Genomic DNA, 15,247 nt, shown 5'->3' with positions numbered 1-15,247 from the left:
ACGAAAAGTTGAAGAATACAACTCAAACATTGCGCAGCGAAAGATTGCCGGTCCGTTATCCGATGATTACAACCTATACGCAGCATGCCCATCTCTTGTCCATACTTACCCACTACGAGTGCGCACACCCATGGATATTCAGCAATTATATTCAATTATTTATTAACAAAGATTATAAACATCATTGGGGAGATTTCTATTTCCCTCTGGCGTATGAGCTGCGGCCTTCGGAAGGTTGCAAATGGATTTCGACTCAGAAGATACATAGAGATACTGTAACGACTAAATGGGACTCTGTTATTCATTTTATTATAGAAAATATTAATGCCAATAACTATATCCATACCATGATCAATTATTTCTACGTGCCCCTAAGCGACCGATATCATAGACTCCAATTGCATCATGACATATTTGTGTATGGCTATGATTTAGATCGGGAGATATTGTATGTTTCCGATTTCTTTAAGAACGGCGTGTACAGTCAGGCTGAGATCTCATTTGCCGATTTCAATCTTGCGTTCAACACTAATCATCTAACAACCAATCATGATTATCTGAGAGAAATGGTGTATCTGTATAAATTCAATGGCCAACATCAGGATAAATTCAGTGCAGATACCCTAGTGAATTCTATAAGAAATTATTTCACTAAGAGAACGCCGGAATATTGGGAGATGTTCAACTATGGGGGCGACAGGGATCATCTTGACTTCGGCATGCAAATATACACCACTCTATTTAATTATGTGAAAGAGACAGCGGAACATAAGGCTATGCTTGATATAAGACCCTTTCATTTACTTTATGATCATAAGAAGATAATGACGCTGAGATTCAAGTATTTGTACGATCATCGGCATCTTATTCATTTAAATCAAGAGCATATTGATGAATTCGCAGCTATTGAAGTGAAGGCGAAGATCCTTGTGAATGTAGCGTTTAAATATAATTTGACAAGGGATGTGAGTATTATAGACAGCTTACATACACTGATAACGAAGATAGAAAATGAAGAAGCCATATTCCTTGAACGATGGCTGAAGAAGGTGAGCATTCCGGAGCCCATGGTGTTCTAGATATTACATATGGAGGGAGTGATGCTGGGATTATAATCGTTGCGATACAGCGTATTGAATAAGCTCTGCACAGTTCCTGCTGTTTAACCAACCGTAAGCAATGGGGGGATCTTTATATTCATTGTATTAACAGGAGTCGCAGGCTTCATCGGTTCCAACCTTGCCGAGAGGCTGCTGCGGGAAGGACATACCGTTATCGGGGTCGATAATTTTCTGACCGGGTCCCCTGTCAACATGGACAATCTCTTGCGGTCGCCAAATTTCAGGTTTATCGAGCATGACGTCATTTATCCGCTCGCAGTTGAAGGTCCTGTCGATTGGGTGATGCATTTCGCAAGTCCTGCCAGCCCGCCCAAATATTTGTCCTATCCGATCGAAACGATGAGGGTCAATAGCGAAGGAACGATGCATCTGCTGCAACTGGCCAAAGAAAAGCAGGCTGCGTTCTTCTTGGCTTCAACAAGCGAGATCTACGGTAACCCAACCGTTCACCCTCAGCCGGAGAGCTATTATGGCAACGTAAATTCGATTGGATCAAGAAGCTGCTACAACGAAGCGAAGCGGTATGCAGAGGCGATCACCTACTGGATGAACAGGAAATACGGTATACCGGTAAGGGTCATTCGAATCTTCAATACATTCGGCCCGAAGATGGATTTATATGACGGTCGTGTCATTACCAATTTCATTAATCAAATCATGTCCAAGCACAACCTTACAATTTATGGCGACGGCAGACAGACGAGAAGCTTTCAGTATATCGACGATTTGCTGGAAGGGATTATAAGACTGCTGGGCACCACATATGAACAGCCGGTCAATTTGGGGAATCCGCAGGAGGTCACCATCCTTGAAGTCGCCCAAGTATTGAAGGAGCTCATGAAGTCCAACGCGCAGATCGAGTTTCTCCCGCTGCCGGAAGACGATCCCAGGAGAAGGAAGCCGGATATTACCATTTCAAGGACGATTATGGACTGGGAACCGGCGATCGGTTTGCAGGATGCACTCGCTAGAACGATCCAGTATTACCAAGGTCAATATATCCATTAAACGGGAGGTACCTATGCAAGAACAGATCATAGCGATGATAAGCGAAATCAAGGACGACGCCCAGCTGGCAAACCGCTTGAACGAGCATTCCAGCATCATGGAAGACGGGGGACTCGACTCGTTACAGCTAATTACTTTCCTATTAAAGGTGGAAGAGCGTTTCGGTATTGAAATCGATTTTGAACAATTCGACTTCGATTTTTTGGAGTCGGTCACGGCCTTTTGCAATTATATCTCGGAGCTGCAGAAGACAGCATCTGCATGAACGATAGACGGGAAGCGCTTGATACCATGGATGGAGGAAGAGAATTTATGGGTAAGCGGCAAGTAACGATTCTATGCTCGGGTTTCGGTCTGGGTTTCTATATTCCCGGCCTATTAGCTGCAAGCGTTTTCAAGGAAAGGGATATCGCGACGGAAGTGCTCGTGTTCGAAAGCTATTTGGAGCAAGACAAAAGGGATCATATTGCAGACAGCAGGACGGCGTACCACAATAATTTCGCACTTGCCAATTTTTCGGCGCGAATGCCGATGGATATCCGGAGCAGCATGGATTACGCCCAGGTTGAGCTATTGCTGGAGGTGTGGGCAGCGGAAGAGCGCTGCGAATTCATATCGCTATCCGGACACTGGGTCTATATTCTGGATTTGTACAGGGAGAAGATGCTGCCGAGTCCAATTCATGTAGACCTGCTCTACGTCGATTCAGATCTGGCCCCGTCCTGGAAGAGCCTGAAGAAGTTTCATCCCCGCTATGACGAGCATTATTACAATGCTTGTCTCTATGACACCGGTAAGATGGCGATTCGATACGAAATCCCGGTTCTTCCGGGTGCGCCGCTGCCCTTCGAATCAAGGAAGCGGCGGCTTGTTGTTCATGGCGGCGGCTGGGGGATGGGCACTTATCAAAGTACAATTCCGGAGCTTGCCGCCCATAACTATGGACTGGATATCGTAGCTTACGACTGGAAGGAAGCGAAGCCCGATCCCGGTCACCGGTATTGGATGAACGATCCGGAATGGTGTTCATGGGTGAAGAGCGGAAGCGGCCTGCACGAGTTCCCGCCATATATTGAAATAGCGGGAGAAGCTACGAATTCATACGCCGCTGAGGCGGATCATCATTGGTTATTTGACGTCGCTTCGGAGGCGATGGCTATCGTAGCCAAACCGGGAGCGGGCACATTGATCGACTCGCTTGCCTCCGAAACCCCTCTTATTCTACTGGAGCCGTTCGGCAGTCATGAGCTTAGCAATCTGGAATTGTGGGAGTCGCTTGGGTTCGGAATACGCTACGAGAAATGGCGGGAGATGGATTTTTCCGTAGATGTCCTTAAGGAGATGCATCAAGCGATCAAGGACAGACCCGGAGAACGGACGAATTATGTGGATCATTATTGTTCGAGAGTCGCGTTAATGAAGAGGTAAGATTTCAATGGCAGAAGGGGTTATGCGATGAGTGTTAACAAATTGAGTATCGCCCGGGATACGACAAGCTATCCGAGATGGATCGTCTTGCAGCTGCTCGAGGAGTGCAATTTGCGGTGCAAGATGTGCTATGAGTGGGGACTCGAAGGGCCCTACAAAAGCAAAAAAACATTAGCGCAGCTGGACCCCGATCTGATCAAAAAGATCATCGTGGAGTGCAGTCCCGGCAAGCCCTATTACGATTTCTTCGGCGGTGAGCCGCTGATGTACCCTTGGCTGAGCGATATTCTCGCCATGATCAATCATTATGGAAGCGTAGCGGACTTCCCCACGAACGGCACATTGCTCGAGCAGCATGCCGAGATGCTTGCCGAGAATGCGCCCAATAAAATTTGGGTGTCGCTCGACGGCCCTGAGACAATCAACGACAGGCAGAGGGGCAGAGGCGTATTCAAGAAAGTAATCAAGGGAATCGAGAAGCTCTATGAGCTCCGGCAAAGCAAAGGCAAGCAATTTCCGAAGATGGGTGTATCCTTTATCATTACGCCCCTGAACTATATGTACGTCGAGGAATTTTTCTTCAAACATATCGACTTGTCGATGCTGGACCATATCAGCATGGAAGTGCAGCTCTATGCCACGGAAGAGCAGTATGCCCAATATGTGGAGGTTCTTAGCGGGGAATTCGGCGTGCATGAAGCTCCTTATGCCAAGGGGATGGTGTGGCGGGACATCAGTTCGTTTAGCCAGATCGATATTCCGGAATTAACGAGACAGCTCAATAAGGTTAAAGCGTATTGCTTGAAAAACAGCATCCATGTGATCACCTATCCGAAGACGATAGATGAGGTGAATTTGCGCAACTATTTCTCGGGGCAATTCCATCAGATGGCGGATAAACGAAGTCAGTGCTCCCTTCCATGGGTGTATGCGGAGATCACGGCAAGGGGCGATGTTTCGCCCTGCCATGCGTTCTATGATTTGACCTTCGGCAATGTGAATGAAGAGAATTTGCTGGACATCTGGCGCAGTGACAAGTACAAAGAGTATCGCACGTATATGAAAAAAAATATGCTTCCGATTTGTACGGCTTGTTCAAGGTATTATATCTACTGATTCATGTGAATAACCTATTACGTTTAAGAAGGGTGTGTTGATATGAATCCGAAATCTGAGATTAAACATTCCGCAAAGGATTTGCAAATATTGAAACGTACCATCAGGAATACTGTCGAAACCAAGCGGAACATGGAGAAAATAGCGGGTTACGCGACACCGTTGCCGGAGTCGGTCGGGATTAAACTGACGAATCAATGCAACTTGCGCTGCAAGCATTGCTATCAATGGAACGACACCGGCTACCATCACTTCATGACACCGGAGCAGCAGCGGGAACAGCTCGACTACGGGCTGCTGGAGAAGCTGATCCTTGAGACGGAACCCGCCAAGTCGAGACTCTATATCTGGGGCGGCGAGCCGCTCGTATACAGCCACTTTGACCGTTTGGCCGATTTGCTTGAAGCCCATCCCCGGGAGACGACGATCTGTACGAATGCGATGCTGATCGAGCGAAAGCTGGACGCCTTGCAGAGAATCTCCGACAACCTGGAGCTGCTCATTGCGCTTGATGGATTCGAAGAAGAGAATGATGCGCTTCGCGGCAATGGGGTATTTAATAAGGCGATAGCTGCCATCCGGAAGCTGGTCGAGCTGCGCAAGGAGAATCGGTTCAGGGGCAAAATTTCGATCCACACCGTCGTTAATGATGGTATGACCGACAAGCTGTACGATCTGCTGGACTTTCTGGAGGGCATCGGCGTAGATCTGGTCATCGTCTGCTTCCCGTGGTACATCTCGGACGAATGCTCACAGGGAATGGACGATCACTTCGACCAGAGGTTCGACTTCCTTCCGGCGAGCGGGCACAAGGGCGAACGAAGCTGGCACGCCTTCAACTACAAGCTCGATCCGGAGCGTATCCCTGCTCTCATGAGCGAGTTGGACCGGGTGAATCATCGGGTCTGGAAAATGCGTCTGCGCTACCAGCCGAATCTGGATCAAGACCAGATCGAAGATTTCGTGCTCGGCAAAGAGGTGAAGGGCAAAGGCACGATGAACAAGAAGTGCCTGGCGCTCTCGAACCGGATGGACATTACGCCCGATGGAACGATTATCGCGTGCAAATTCTTCAAGGAGTTCGAGATCGGCACATTAAAGGAAGCGTCCGTACAGGAATTATGGCATAGCATGACCTACAGCAGGATAAGGGAAATGATGGACGAACGGCTGACACCGGCATGTTCCAAGTGCAGTGTCTTGCATTTGCACGGTGTTTAACGATTCTAAATGAACATAAATGAGGTGCACCAGTGAGCATTATCCAAGTGGAACGCTTATCCAAAAGCTTCAAATACTACGAAAAAGAATTGGGACTCAAAAAATCTCTGAAAAATTTAGTGAACCGGAAATCACTGATTAAAGAAGCGGTTAGCGAAATATCATTTGTCATCGAGCAAGGCGAGATGGTCGGATTCTTAGGCCCGAACGGTTCCGGCAAAACGACTACGCTTAAGATGCTGTCCGGCATCTTGTATCCGACAAGCGGGCAGGCGAATGTATTAGGCTATGTCCCTTGGGAACGAAAGAAAGAATTCAAGATGCAGTTCTCGATCGTGATGGGGCAGAAATCGCAGTTATGGTGGGATTTACCGGCGAACGAATCGTTGTACTTGAACAAATGCATCTATGAGGTCGAGGATGAGCCCTACAACCTTGTCCTGGATGAGCTTACAGAGATGCTTGATGTTAAAGACCTGCTCAACATTCAGGTACGGAGACTCTCGCTGGGAGAACGGATGAAGATGGAGCTCATTGCATCGCTCATCCACCGGCCCAAGGTGATTTTTCTGGATGAGCCTACCATCGGACTCGATCTGATTTCGCAGAAGCGCATTCGGGAGTTCCTGAAGTATTATAACCAGCAGACGAAGGCAACGGTCATTCTGACAAGCCACTACATGGCGGATATTGAGGATCTGTGCAAACGAACGATCATCATCAATCAAGGGAAGATCGTATACGACGGTGATCTTCGGCGTGTGAACGAGCTGTTCCATGCCAAAAAGATCATCAAGCTGCAATTTACGGACGAAGTGCCGAGACAAGCGCTAAGCGACTATGGCACTATTACTCAACATGACGGCATGAATGCCATCATGGAGATCGATAAGCATGATCTCCAGCGGCTTTCCAAGATGATGCTGGACCGGTTCCCGATCCTCGACTTCACAGTTGAAGATATACCTGTCGAGCGAGGCATAGAAAGCTTATATCAGAAAGATGGGGTCAGACATGAAAGCCTTGCAAAAGTATAAACGGACGTACATTCTTGCGCTTCAGAATGCGATGGAATATCGGACTGATTTCCTGATGAGTATCATCAGCGGTGGCTTCATCATACTCGTCCAATGCTTTCTCTGGACGGCTGTGTTTCGCAGTTCGCCGCAAGAGATCATTAACGGCTATTCGTATTCGCAGATCATCATTTATTCTGTGTTGTCCGGCGTCGTCTCCAAGCTGGTTTCTGCCGGCTTCGAAGGGGAGATCGCGAATGATATCAAGACGGGTGGACTGAGCAAATTTATCGCTCAGCCCATTCATTATTTCAGTTATCGGATATGCAATTTTTTCGGGGGGAAAACGGTTCAGACCGGGGTCGTCCTTGTCTTATTCGTCATCCTGATGATCGTGTTTACTCAGATTTGGGAGTTTCAGCTTAGAGCGGGGCAGATCGTGATGTTCCTGGTCAGTATTCTGTTCGGGTTGCTCATCAACTTTCTTCTTTTTTATTCGATTAGCGCGCTCGCGTTCATCATTACTGAGGTTTGGGGCGTTTTTATCGCGTTCAACCAAGGCGTATACCTGCTAAGCGGCGCCATCTTTCCGCTTAATATTTTCGGAGATACGTTTGCCAGAATCTCCAGCTATTTGCCGTTCCAGTATGTCGTATTCTTCCCGGTTAAGATCATCAATGGGAGCTTGACGATTCATGAAATCGTGCCCGGGCTCCTCTTACAGGCGGTTTGGGTCATTGTGCTTATGATCATTTCCAAGTTGTCTTGGGATTCCGGGATGAAGAAATATGTAGCCGTTGGAGGTTAGATCTGTGAGTATCAGCTTGTCTGAGATTCGGAAGCATGTACGTATGTATTTTATTTTCGCAAAGAACAGCTTGGTCGGTTACATGGAATACAAAGCGAATTTCTACTCCGGTTTGATCATGGAGACCGTATTTCTGTTTTCCAAGCTGATCTATATCATCTTCGTTTACCAGCTGGGGATCGAAATTAATGGAATTTCTCCTGACCAGATGATGATCTTCACCGGGACCTATACGATTATGATCGCAATCTATACTGGACTGTTTATGGATAACTTTTATAGATTCGCCGGCCATATCCGCAACGGGACGCTGGACTTGTATATGACGAAGCCGCTATCGCTGCAATTCATGATTTCATTACGGCACGTGAACTTCGCGTTTCCGATTCCGAACCTGATCGCCGGGATCACGATGATCGTAATAGCCTGGCAGCGGCTTGGCATCGAACCAAGCTTTATCCACTTGGCCGGATATATCGGCGTGATCTTGAGCAGCACGATCGTGACCTACTCGGTGCTTCTGCTTCCGCAGATTCTTGCCTTCTGGACGGTGAAGTCCGGTGCGATCTTCGACATACTGGACAAATGCTGGGATTTGAATAATATGCCGATGTACATATACCCCAAATGGCTGCGGAGAATAGGACTGTATGTCGTGCCTATCTTGTTTATCACCAACATGCCATCGGTTTATTTGATCGACCGGTTGGACTTGTTCCTTGGGATATGGATTTTTGCAGCTCCTGTGATATCGCTTGTAGTGGTCAGGCTGTTCTGGAAGCTGGCCGTCAGACACTATGAGAGCGCCAGCAGTTAGAGAAATGCCAAAAAACAAATTGTTGAGAAGGTGAATCGAATGAGCAGGATCGAGCACAAGAGCTTTTCAGCGCAGACAGAAGCCATTTCCACGAAACGGCTGCACAACGGGATCGAAATCTATCAAAACAATGAAGGCGAGACCGAGTTCCTCTACAACGAGATTTTCCACAAGGAGATGTATTTCAAGCACGGGATTACGCTCCCGGATCATGGCACGGTCATGGATGTCGGGGCTAATATCGGCATGTTCACCCTATATGTCAGCAGCAAGAGCAACTGCAGGGTGTATGCCTTTGAGCCACTGCCTCCGACGTTTGAACTCTTGAAGATGAATACGGGCTTGCTGCCTCGTGTAACGACGGTTAATGTTGGGCTGTCCAATGAGATCAAGGAAGCGGAGTTTGCCTATTTCCCTACGATGTCCACGGATTCTGTCCAGATCAAATACCGGGAGAACCACGATCAGGATCTCCGGTACGGGTTAATCAACCATTACAGAGATGATTTCCCTGACCCGCGAATGCTAAACCGATTTGTTGATCATCTGATGTCGCCGAGGCTTCTGAATGAACAAATCTATCGCTGCAAGCTAACTACGATCTCCGAAATGATCCGCTATTACGATCTGAACCCAATTGATCTGCTCAAAATCGACGTGGAAAAAAGTGAATTTGAGGTGCTGGAAGGCATCCGTCCGGAGGATTGGGGCAAAATCAGGCAAATTGTAATGGAGGTACACGGACTGGACGGAGAACAGATCAGCAGGCTTGAAAACATCTTCCGAACCAACGGCTTCCATGTCTCGATCGATTACTATGAAGACTTGAATATCCCAAATTACTATAATGTGTACGCGTTGAATCAAAGGTGAATAGCTTTAATATCGACAATAATTTTAGTATAGGAGAAATATTGTATGGAAGATATTATTTCCCTGGACAGCTTTCAACCCTTCGACGGCATGACCAAAATGTTTCCTCATCATAATTTTCCATACTTTAGTTGCGACTACAATTTGTTATTAACGCTTGCCAATTATTTCGAAAAAGCTGAGCTGCCGATTTTGAATAATGTCATTAGTATTTATAGATTTAATGAACAAAAAATACAAACAAGAGGATATTTCAAGTTAGAGGTGTTGGAACTTGAGGAGGGAGATCAGATCCTTGAGGAAATGGGCATCTCTATTCGCAGAAAATCTCCGGCATTAGATACTTTACAAGATGAAATCATAAACTCTATTTCTAATGGTCATCCGATTTCCATTTTTATTGATTTATTTTATCAACGCGGGAGAGACTTCTACTATAACAAAAAACATGGACTGCATCCTGTTTTTGTCTATGGCTTCAATCTTACGAACGGGGAAATATATACGGTTGATGATATTACAGAATACAGACAATATTCTTTACCCTTTTCAGAATTTAAATTGTCCTGCCTGACTCCGGAACACGTAAAGATGCCAGACTACTTTTGGGAATATGCACTAGTGTCCCCCGGTGATCATGAGAGCTCGAACCATAAGAAGTCAGCACACACCAACATCCATAAATATGTGGAGAATATGTTCAGGTATCAACATGAAATCACGGAAAGTTTGAATAATATATTGTTGTTGGCAGAACATTTCGAGCTCATTCTAACCAATGAAACGATTATAGAAACACTAAGCAGTACTATTTATAGAAAATGTTCTGAGAAATACAGGTTAAATACGCTCTATAAATACAACCTTGATCCTATCAATGCCAAAGATACGCTTGACCCGTTACTGGACCAAATTATTAATGACTGGAAGGCAGTAAGGTTCTATTCGAATAAAGCCATCGTGTCCCAAACGTTCACTGGGGAAATCATAGATAAGTGCATGGGTTTATTTACAAAAATATATACGAATGAAGTGCATTTTCATCATCAATTTTATTTAATGTTAGAGGCTGCAAGATTGAAAAGCTGAACCAACAATGTGAGTCAGTTAACCGGGTAGAGTATCAGATAGACCGCATACCTTTGCGAGAGGGGGCGGTCTTTTTGCTTTTGCCCTATATTCCATTCCCACACCATATTCTCCTTTATTCTGGCAGGGTGAGCTGAGAAGTGTGTCTATTTTCGTAATATATTAAAATCATTCGTGCATTTCCCGTATTTAGACTTTCCCTTCCAGTTGCTAATATGAAAGCTGTTACAGCCTAATCATCCGCTTTCGTGAATGCGTTTACAAACATTGTCTGCCATTAGGTTCAGAGGGAGGTGCGGGATTGACTGTCAAGCCAGACTTGGCGTAACCAAGGGTAAGAATCTCCATAAGAAAAGGAGTCAAACTTAGATGAACAGTAGAAAATATGTAGTCAGCATCTCCCGCCTTCTCGTACTCATCATGTTGTTCTCCATCTTCACGTATACTCCCGTCCCGGCTGCTGCGGCTGGAGAGGAACCGTCCGTTGAACTGAGCGGCCTCATTGCGCAAGCCGAAGCTCTAAAAACCGGCAATGCGGAGTTCCCGCTCCAAGTCAGCCAGTCTGTCTATGGTTCCGTCTACGGTTCTGATGTGAACCGGGCTTTGCCCTGGGTGCATGTAGACGAACTCCAAGCTCTTAATGATGCGCTTGAGCTTGCGCGTAATGCGAACACTCCGGCGGGCGAAGCTATTGCAACGCTGAAAGAAGCCATAATGAATTTCACTGCAAATATCAAATCAGACGGCTCTGATCCCTATTTCCGGCTTGATCCTGGTCCGGGTAAGGTTCCTGTAAAAGTTACCGCGCCTACGAATGCCTGGAAGGCAAGAACTCCGCTGGATAACCGTGTCCCGGCCGACTTTGCCGGTGGGACATTCAAGACGATCGCATATCCTTTTGCAGATACCCAAGGGAAAGCGGAAGTGCTTCAGATTAATTACGCCCATAACGGCAAAAGCACCTTCGGCGGCATCAGTCTGGAATCCCCGTTGTCCCCTGCCGTCAATGTCACAGCGGGATCAACGATTGAATTCGATGTCTACTATCCGAAGAGTGCGCAAGGCAAATTCATGAGATGGAGAGTCAGAAATGCCAGCGATAACCTCGACAGCTACCTCAGGGAATACCAGTACAACAACTTGAATCCTGACTGGGTGGGCAGCTACAACGGCGAATCCTGGTTGAAGGCGCATCACAGTATTACCGCCTCAACGGGCAATTCCTCGAATTTCATTCTTGAGCTTCATGGGGAGAATGCCCGTCCTGAAGAAACCGGTATGCTGCTAGTCTCTAACATTGAGATTACCGCACCTGATCCGAAGGGTGTTGCGCTTCCGAGCGTAGTCAATAAGGAACACCAGAGTGTCGTAGCGCCTCTAAAGAGTCTTTACAATAAGGAGAATGGCCTGTTCATGGTCGGCGCGATCGGCACCGGACCTGTAAACGGAACCAGAGCCAATCACTATGAGATCTTCGTTGACGGCAACAATCTGAAGGCCGATGGCACCCATCCCCGTGGTCCGGAATGGCTGAAGAATGTGAACGGCGAGGCCATGAACGGCGCAACCACTGCCCCTGGCTTAGCGGAGTATAGCTTCCCTACCAACTCTTATCAGGCGATCAGAGATTCTGGAACTCCCGGGCAGTACAAGTCGCACGGCCATGTTCTGGCATGGTATAACCAGGCACCTGGTTGGATGGCGCAGATGATTCCTGCGAACCTTCCTTCCGGTTATACCGGGGGGGCCGATTTCTACGGACTTGGCAATGGTGTCACAACCACGGTTAAGGTAGACAAAGAAATGGCGAGAAGAGTGCAGTTCAACCATACGATGTATGTGATGCGGCACTTCCTGACCACAGATACGAAGTACGGCTCCAGCGAATCCCGTGGCGTCATTCCCTTCAATTCCTGGGATGTACTCAACGAAGAGGTACACGAGAGCCGCCACAGCGAGCTTATCCTTGAGGATCCGAACAGCTGGAGAACGAGCCTGAAGCACACCAACTGGCTTGTTGCCATGTCAGATGATGAGATTGGCGGCGATATCACCAGCCATTACATCTATCTGCTGTTCAAGAACGCGCACATCGCGGCCCCCAACGCCAAGATGGCGGAAGCTTACAAAGCCAATTACGCTAACCTTCCAGAGTACATGAAGCTGGATGGACACGATACTAAAGGCAGCATTGACAGTTACATCGTTGACAATCCTCCGAAGCTGACCTACAACGATTACGGGGTTGCCACCCGTAGTAAAGCTAGAACCGTATATAACATGGTTCTCGAATTAAATACCGCATGGCGCTCTGATCCGCTGTATGACGGAAGACCCCTGATCGAAGACATCGGGATCCAGGGACATGACGCGGTGGGTAAGACCCTTGCCAGTGACAACCAATATGCGATGGCCCTTTATGCCTCACTCGTTGACCGTGGTCTGTTGTCGGGTATTACCTACTCAGAGCTTGACCTTAAGGTGCCGACCGATGCTCCAGGAGGAGGCGCAACCGCTCCAGCAGTGCTTAATGTCAGACAGTCGGACGCCCTTGGTTATCAGTACGCACTGCTCTACAAAATGTTTAACAAGTTCGCCCCGTATATTGATCACATCATCAGCTGGGGCGTAACCGGTTCCGGATGGCAGGGAAGCTATGTCCTGTTTGACGGTCAGAGTAATGCAAATGCCGGTTACTATGGTGCTATGAAGCCGGACAGGTTCATTCTGGGACATTCGTATCTGGATGATTACTTTGCAGGCGAATATCAGACTATTCAGAATAATAAAATCGACCTTGGCGATCTTGGAGTCTATACGCCTAATAGCGTGAATGCAGACCTCAGCAGCCTGACACTAAGTGCGGGAACACTCGAGCCTGTATTCAACGCAGCAACCACAGAATACGAGGTGTCCCTGAAGGATGCCGGCAGCATTACTGTGACAGCAGCAGCGGCAGACAGCAGGTCAACCCTTAAAGTGAACGATAAGGCGGTTACCAGCGGTACAGCTTCCGAAGCTATAGCGTTGACACCTGGCATCAAAACAGATATAAAGATTGAGGTCACAGGGGCAGACGGCAGGGTCAAGACGTATACCCTGAAAGTCACCAACAGCAAGACGGAGACTCCGTCCACTCCGGAACCAGGAACACCAACGCCAACACCTGAACCAGCAACACCTGCGCCTGCAACGCCTGCACCTGGTGGAACCTATTCAACGTCTGCACCTGTTGCATCTGCAACGCCTGCCCCTTCCGCTCCAGTGGTACAGGGTCAGACAATAACCATGCAGGCGACAGCGAACAATGGAACCGCAATGGTTAAGGTAGCAGATCTGGCACAAGCAAAGGAATTCATTGGGAAAAATGTGACGCTGGACATCCCTGCCGTGCAAGGAGTGAAATCATACTCGGTAGGCTTGCCTGCTGCAGCACTGACCGGCGGAACCAAGGATAACAAACTGACCATTTCGACCGAATTCGGTCAGGTCGTTATTTCCGGTAATATGTTGACAGGCACACCTGAAAGTAGTGGCAAGGAAGTATCACTGGAGATTGGAAAAGGCGACAAGTCGGGGCTCCCGGCGGAAGTAAAGGCGGCTCTAGGCGATAGACCGATCCTTCAGCTTAGCCTTAAGACGGACGGAAAAGAAACGGCCTGGAGCAATCCTGGTGCACCTGTTACCGTATCCGTACCTTACCAGCCGTCTGCGGATGAATTGAAGAATCCTGAACTGATTGTTATCCGGTATATTGACGGAAATGGAAATGTTCTAACCGTACCGAGCGGACGTTATGATTCCAAGACCGGTAGGGTAACCTTCACAACTACTCATCTCGGCGATTTCGCAGTAGCTTATGTATCCAAGACATTCACAGATCTCGGAAAGACAGCATGGGCGAAGAACGCGGTCGAAGTCCTTGCATCCAAGGATATTCTCAAGACAGAGGGACAGGTATTCCATCCGTCGGCAGATATCAGTAGAGCAGATTTCCTGTACTCCCTCGTCAGGGCACTTGGCTTGACTGCGAAGGTCAATGGAAACTTCAGCGATGTACAGGAGAATGCTTACTACTATAATGAGATTGGAATGGCCAAAGCGCTTGGGATTACAAATGGCCTGGACAACGGCAGCTTCGGCAGCGCTCTTAAGATCACCAGACAAGACATGATGGTGTTGACCGAGAGAGCCCTGAAGCTGGAGAAGAAGCTGAATACCCAGGGTACAGCTGCGGATCTGGAGAAATTCTCCGACAAGTCCAAAGTGGCTTCCTATGCGGTGAACAGCGTAGCCGCCATGGTGAAGGAAGGGCTCATCGAAGGCAGCGGCAACAAGGTCAATCCGGCTGGCAACACCACTAGAGCAGAAGCTGCTGTATTCCTCTACAGGTTGTATAATAAGTAAGGGATTCGCTACGTGAAAAGGTGTTAAAATTTGTTAACCACTGTTAACATGCGTTAACACCTGTGGTATAGTAGAAGCAGAACGGGCGTACAATACTAAGAGAGCCGTGCGCTAACACGACTCTCTAGAGCAATAGCCGCTTTCAAGGGCGGTAGGCCTCAGGCAAATAGGATACGACAAATAGACCGCATACCTTTGCAGGGGGGCGGTCTATTTGTGTGTATTGGACAGCAGCGCTACGATAAGCAAACCAAAGGTTAGCATCAGCATGATTGCTTCAAACACTGTCACAAGGCATCCCTCCCTTCTGAGAGAGATAGCCGACCGTCCCTTTTAAGCCTAT

General features: G+C 47.6%; 13 protein-coding genes. 12 read left to right on the top strand and 1 reads right to left on the bottom strand.

Features of this window, described 5'->3' with window-relative positions; all coding sequences use genetic code 11:
* Nucleotides 1–8 precede the first annotated feature (8 nt).
* From NSS64_RS25175 to NSS64_RS25120, 12 genes are all read left to right on the top strand, one after another.
* Nucleotides 9–1,079, top strand: coding sequence for a hypothetical protein (locus NSS64_RS25175; RefSeq protein WP_340944315.1), 1,071 nt, complete (start codon nucleotides 9–11; stop codon nucleotides 1,077–1,079).
* 108 nt (nucleotides 1,080–1,187) lie between these two features.
* Nucleotides 1,188–2,129 carry an NAD-dependent epimerase/dehydratase family protein gene (locus tag NSS64_RS25170; RefSeq protein ID WP_341142901.1) on the top strand — a complete coding sequence of 314 codons (942 nt, stop codon included), beginning with the start codon at nucleotides 1,188–1,190 and terminating at the stop codon, nucleotides 2,127–2,129.
* A gap of 13 nt (nucleotides 2,130–2,142) precedes the next feature.
* A complete protein-coding gene (locus NSS64_RS25165) occupies nucleotides 2,143–2,394 on the top strand; it encodes an acyl carrier protein (RefSeq protein WP_340944313.1) in 252 nt (83 codons plus the stop codon).
* The gene (locus tag NSS64_RS25160; protein ID WP_341141938.1) at nucleotides 2,391–3,557 is read left to right on the top strand and encodes a UDP-glucuronosyltransferase; all 1,167 of its coding nucleotides are present in this window, start codon (nucleotides 2,391–2,393) and stop codon (nucleotides 3,555–3,557) included. Before NSS64_RS25165 ends, NSS64_RS25160 begins: the two co-directional genes overlap by 4 nt.
* A 27-nt stretch (nucleotides 3,558–3,584) precedes the next feature.
* On the top strand, nucleotides 3,585–4,673 hold the full coding sequence (locus NSS64_RS25155; protein WP_341141937.1) for a radical SAM protein: 1,089 nt from the start codon (nucleotides 3,585–3,587) through the stop codon (nucleotides 4,671–4,673).
* 90 nt (nucleotides 4,674–4,763) lie between these two features.
* Nucleotides 4,764–5,894, top strand: coding sequence for a radical SAM/SPASM domain-containing protein (locus tag NSS64_RS25150; RefSeq protein ID WP_341141936.1), 1,131 nt, complete (start codon nucleotides 4,764–4,766; stop codon nucleotides 5,892–5,894).
* A 32-nt stretch (nucleotides 5,895–5,926) separates the two neighbouring features.
* Nucleotides 5,927–6,931, top strand: a complete 1,005-nt coding sequence (locus tag NSS64_RS25145; protein ID WP_341141935.1) for an ABC transporter ATP-binding protein — start codon at nucleotides 5,927–5,929, stop codon at nucleotides 6,929–6,931.
* Nucleotides 6,909–7,718: an ABC transporter permease gene (locus NSS64_RS25140; RefSeq protein ID WP_341141934.1), complete on the top strand. Its 810-nt coding sequence runs from the start codon at nucleotides 6,909–6,911 to the stop codon at nucleotides 7,716–7,718. Before NSS64_RS25145 ends, NSS64_RS25140 begins: the two co-directional genes overlap by 23 nt.
* Before the next feature lie 4 nt (nucleotides 7,719–7,722).
* The gene (locus NSS64_RS25135) at nucleotides 7,723–8,535 is read left to right on the top strand and encodes an ABC transporter permease (RefSeq protein WP_341141933.1); all 813 of its coding nucleotides are present in this window, start codon (nucleotides 7,723–7,725) and stop codon (nucleotides 8,533–8,535) included.
* Nucleotides 8,536–8,574: 39 nt separating this feature from the next.
* Complete coding sequence (locus tag NSS64_RS25130; RefSeq protein ID WP_341141932.1) at nucleotides 8,575–9,408, top strand: FkbM family methyltransferase; 834 nt, start codon at nucleotides 8,575–8,577, stop codon at nucleotides 9,406–9,408.
* Nucleotides 9,409–9,453: 45 nt separating this feature from the next.
* The gene (locus NSS64_RS25125; protein WP_341141931.1) at nucleotides 9,454–10,497 is read left to right on the top strand and encodes a hypothetical protein; all 1,044 of its coding nucleotides are present in this window, start codon (nucleotides 9,454–9,456) and stop codon (nucleotides 10,495–10,497) included.
* A 369-nt stretch (nucleotides 10,498–10,866) separates the two neighbouring features.
* Nucleotides 10,867–14,904, top strand: coding sequence for an S-layer homology domain-containing protein (locus tag NSS64_RS25120; RefSeq protein ID WP_341141930.1), 4,038 nt, complete (start codon nucleotides 10,867–10,869; stop codon nucleotides 14,902–14,904).
* A 210-nt stretch (nucleotides 14,905–15,114) separates the two neighbouring features.
* Here NSS64_RS25120 and NSS64_RS32835 read toward each other — a convergent pair whose 3' ends face one another.
* Nucleotides 15,115–15,189, bottom strand: coding sequence for a putative holin-like toxin (locus tag NSS64_RS32835; RefSeq protein WP_442792678.1), 75 nt, complete (start codon nucleotides 15,187–15,189; stop codon nucleotides 15,115–15,117).
* Between the last annotated feature and the right edge of the window lie 58 nt (nucleotides 15,190–15,247).

The organism is Paenibacillus sp. FSL H8-0122 (assembly GCF_038005345.1).
In the GTDB taxonomy this organism is placed as follows: domain Bacteria; phylum Bacillota; class Bacilli; order Paenibacillales; family Paenibacillaceae; genus Paenibacillus_AQ.
Note: the sequence above shows the minus strand (reverse complement) of the source record. Positions and strands in the feature narration are given on the sequence as shown.

Excerpts from the sequence above, each read along its gene's own strand:
- NSS64_RS25165 (WP_340944313.1), top strand. The coding sequence starts at position 2,143 with ATGCAAGAACAGATCATAGCGATGATAAGCGAAATCAAGGACGACGCC.
- NSS64_RS25160 (WP_341141938.1), top strand. The coding sequence starts at position 2,391 with ATGAACGATAGACGGGAAGCGCTTGATACCATGGATGGAGGAAGAGAA.
- NSS64_RS25155 (WP_341141937.1), top strand. The coding sequence starts at position 3,585 with ATGAGTGTTAACAAATTGAGTATCGCCCGGGATACGACAAGCTATCCG.
- NSS64_RS25140 (WP_341141934.1), top strand. The coding sequence starts at position 6,909 with ATGAAAGCCTTGCAAAAGTATAAACGGACGTACATTCTTGCGCTTCAG.
- NSS64_RS25130 (WP_341141932.1), top strand. The coding sequence starts at position 8,575 with ATGAGCAGGATCGAGCACAAGAGCTTTTCAGCGCAGACAGAAGCCATT.
- NSS64_RS25125 (WP_341141931.1), top strand. The coding sequence starts at position 9,454 with ATGGAAGATATTATTTCCCTGGACAGCTTTCAACCCTTCGACGGCATG.
- NSS64_RS25120 (WP_341141930.1), top strand. The coding sequence starts at position 10,867 with ATGAACAGTAGAAAATATGTAGTCAGCATCTCCCGCCTTCTCGTACTC.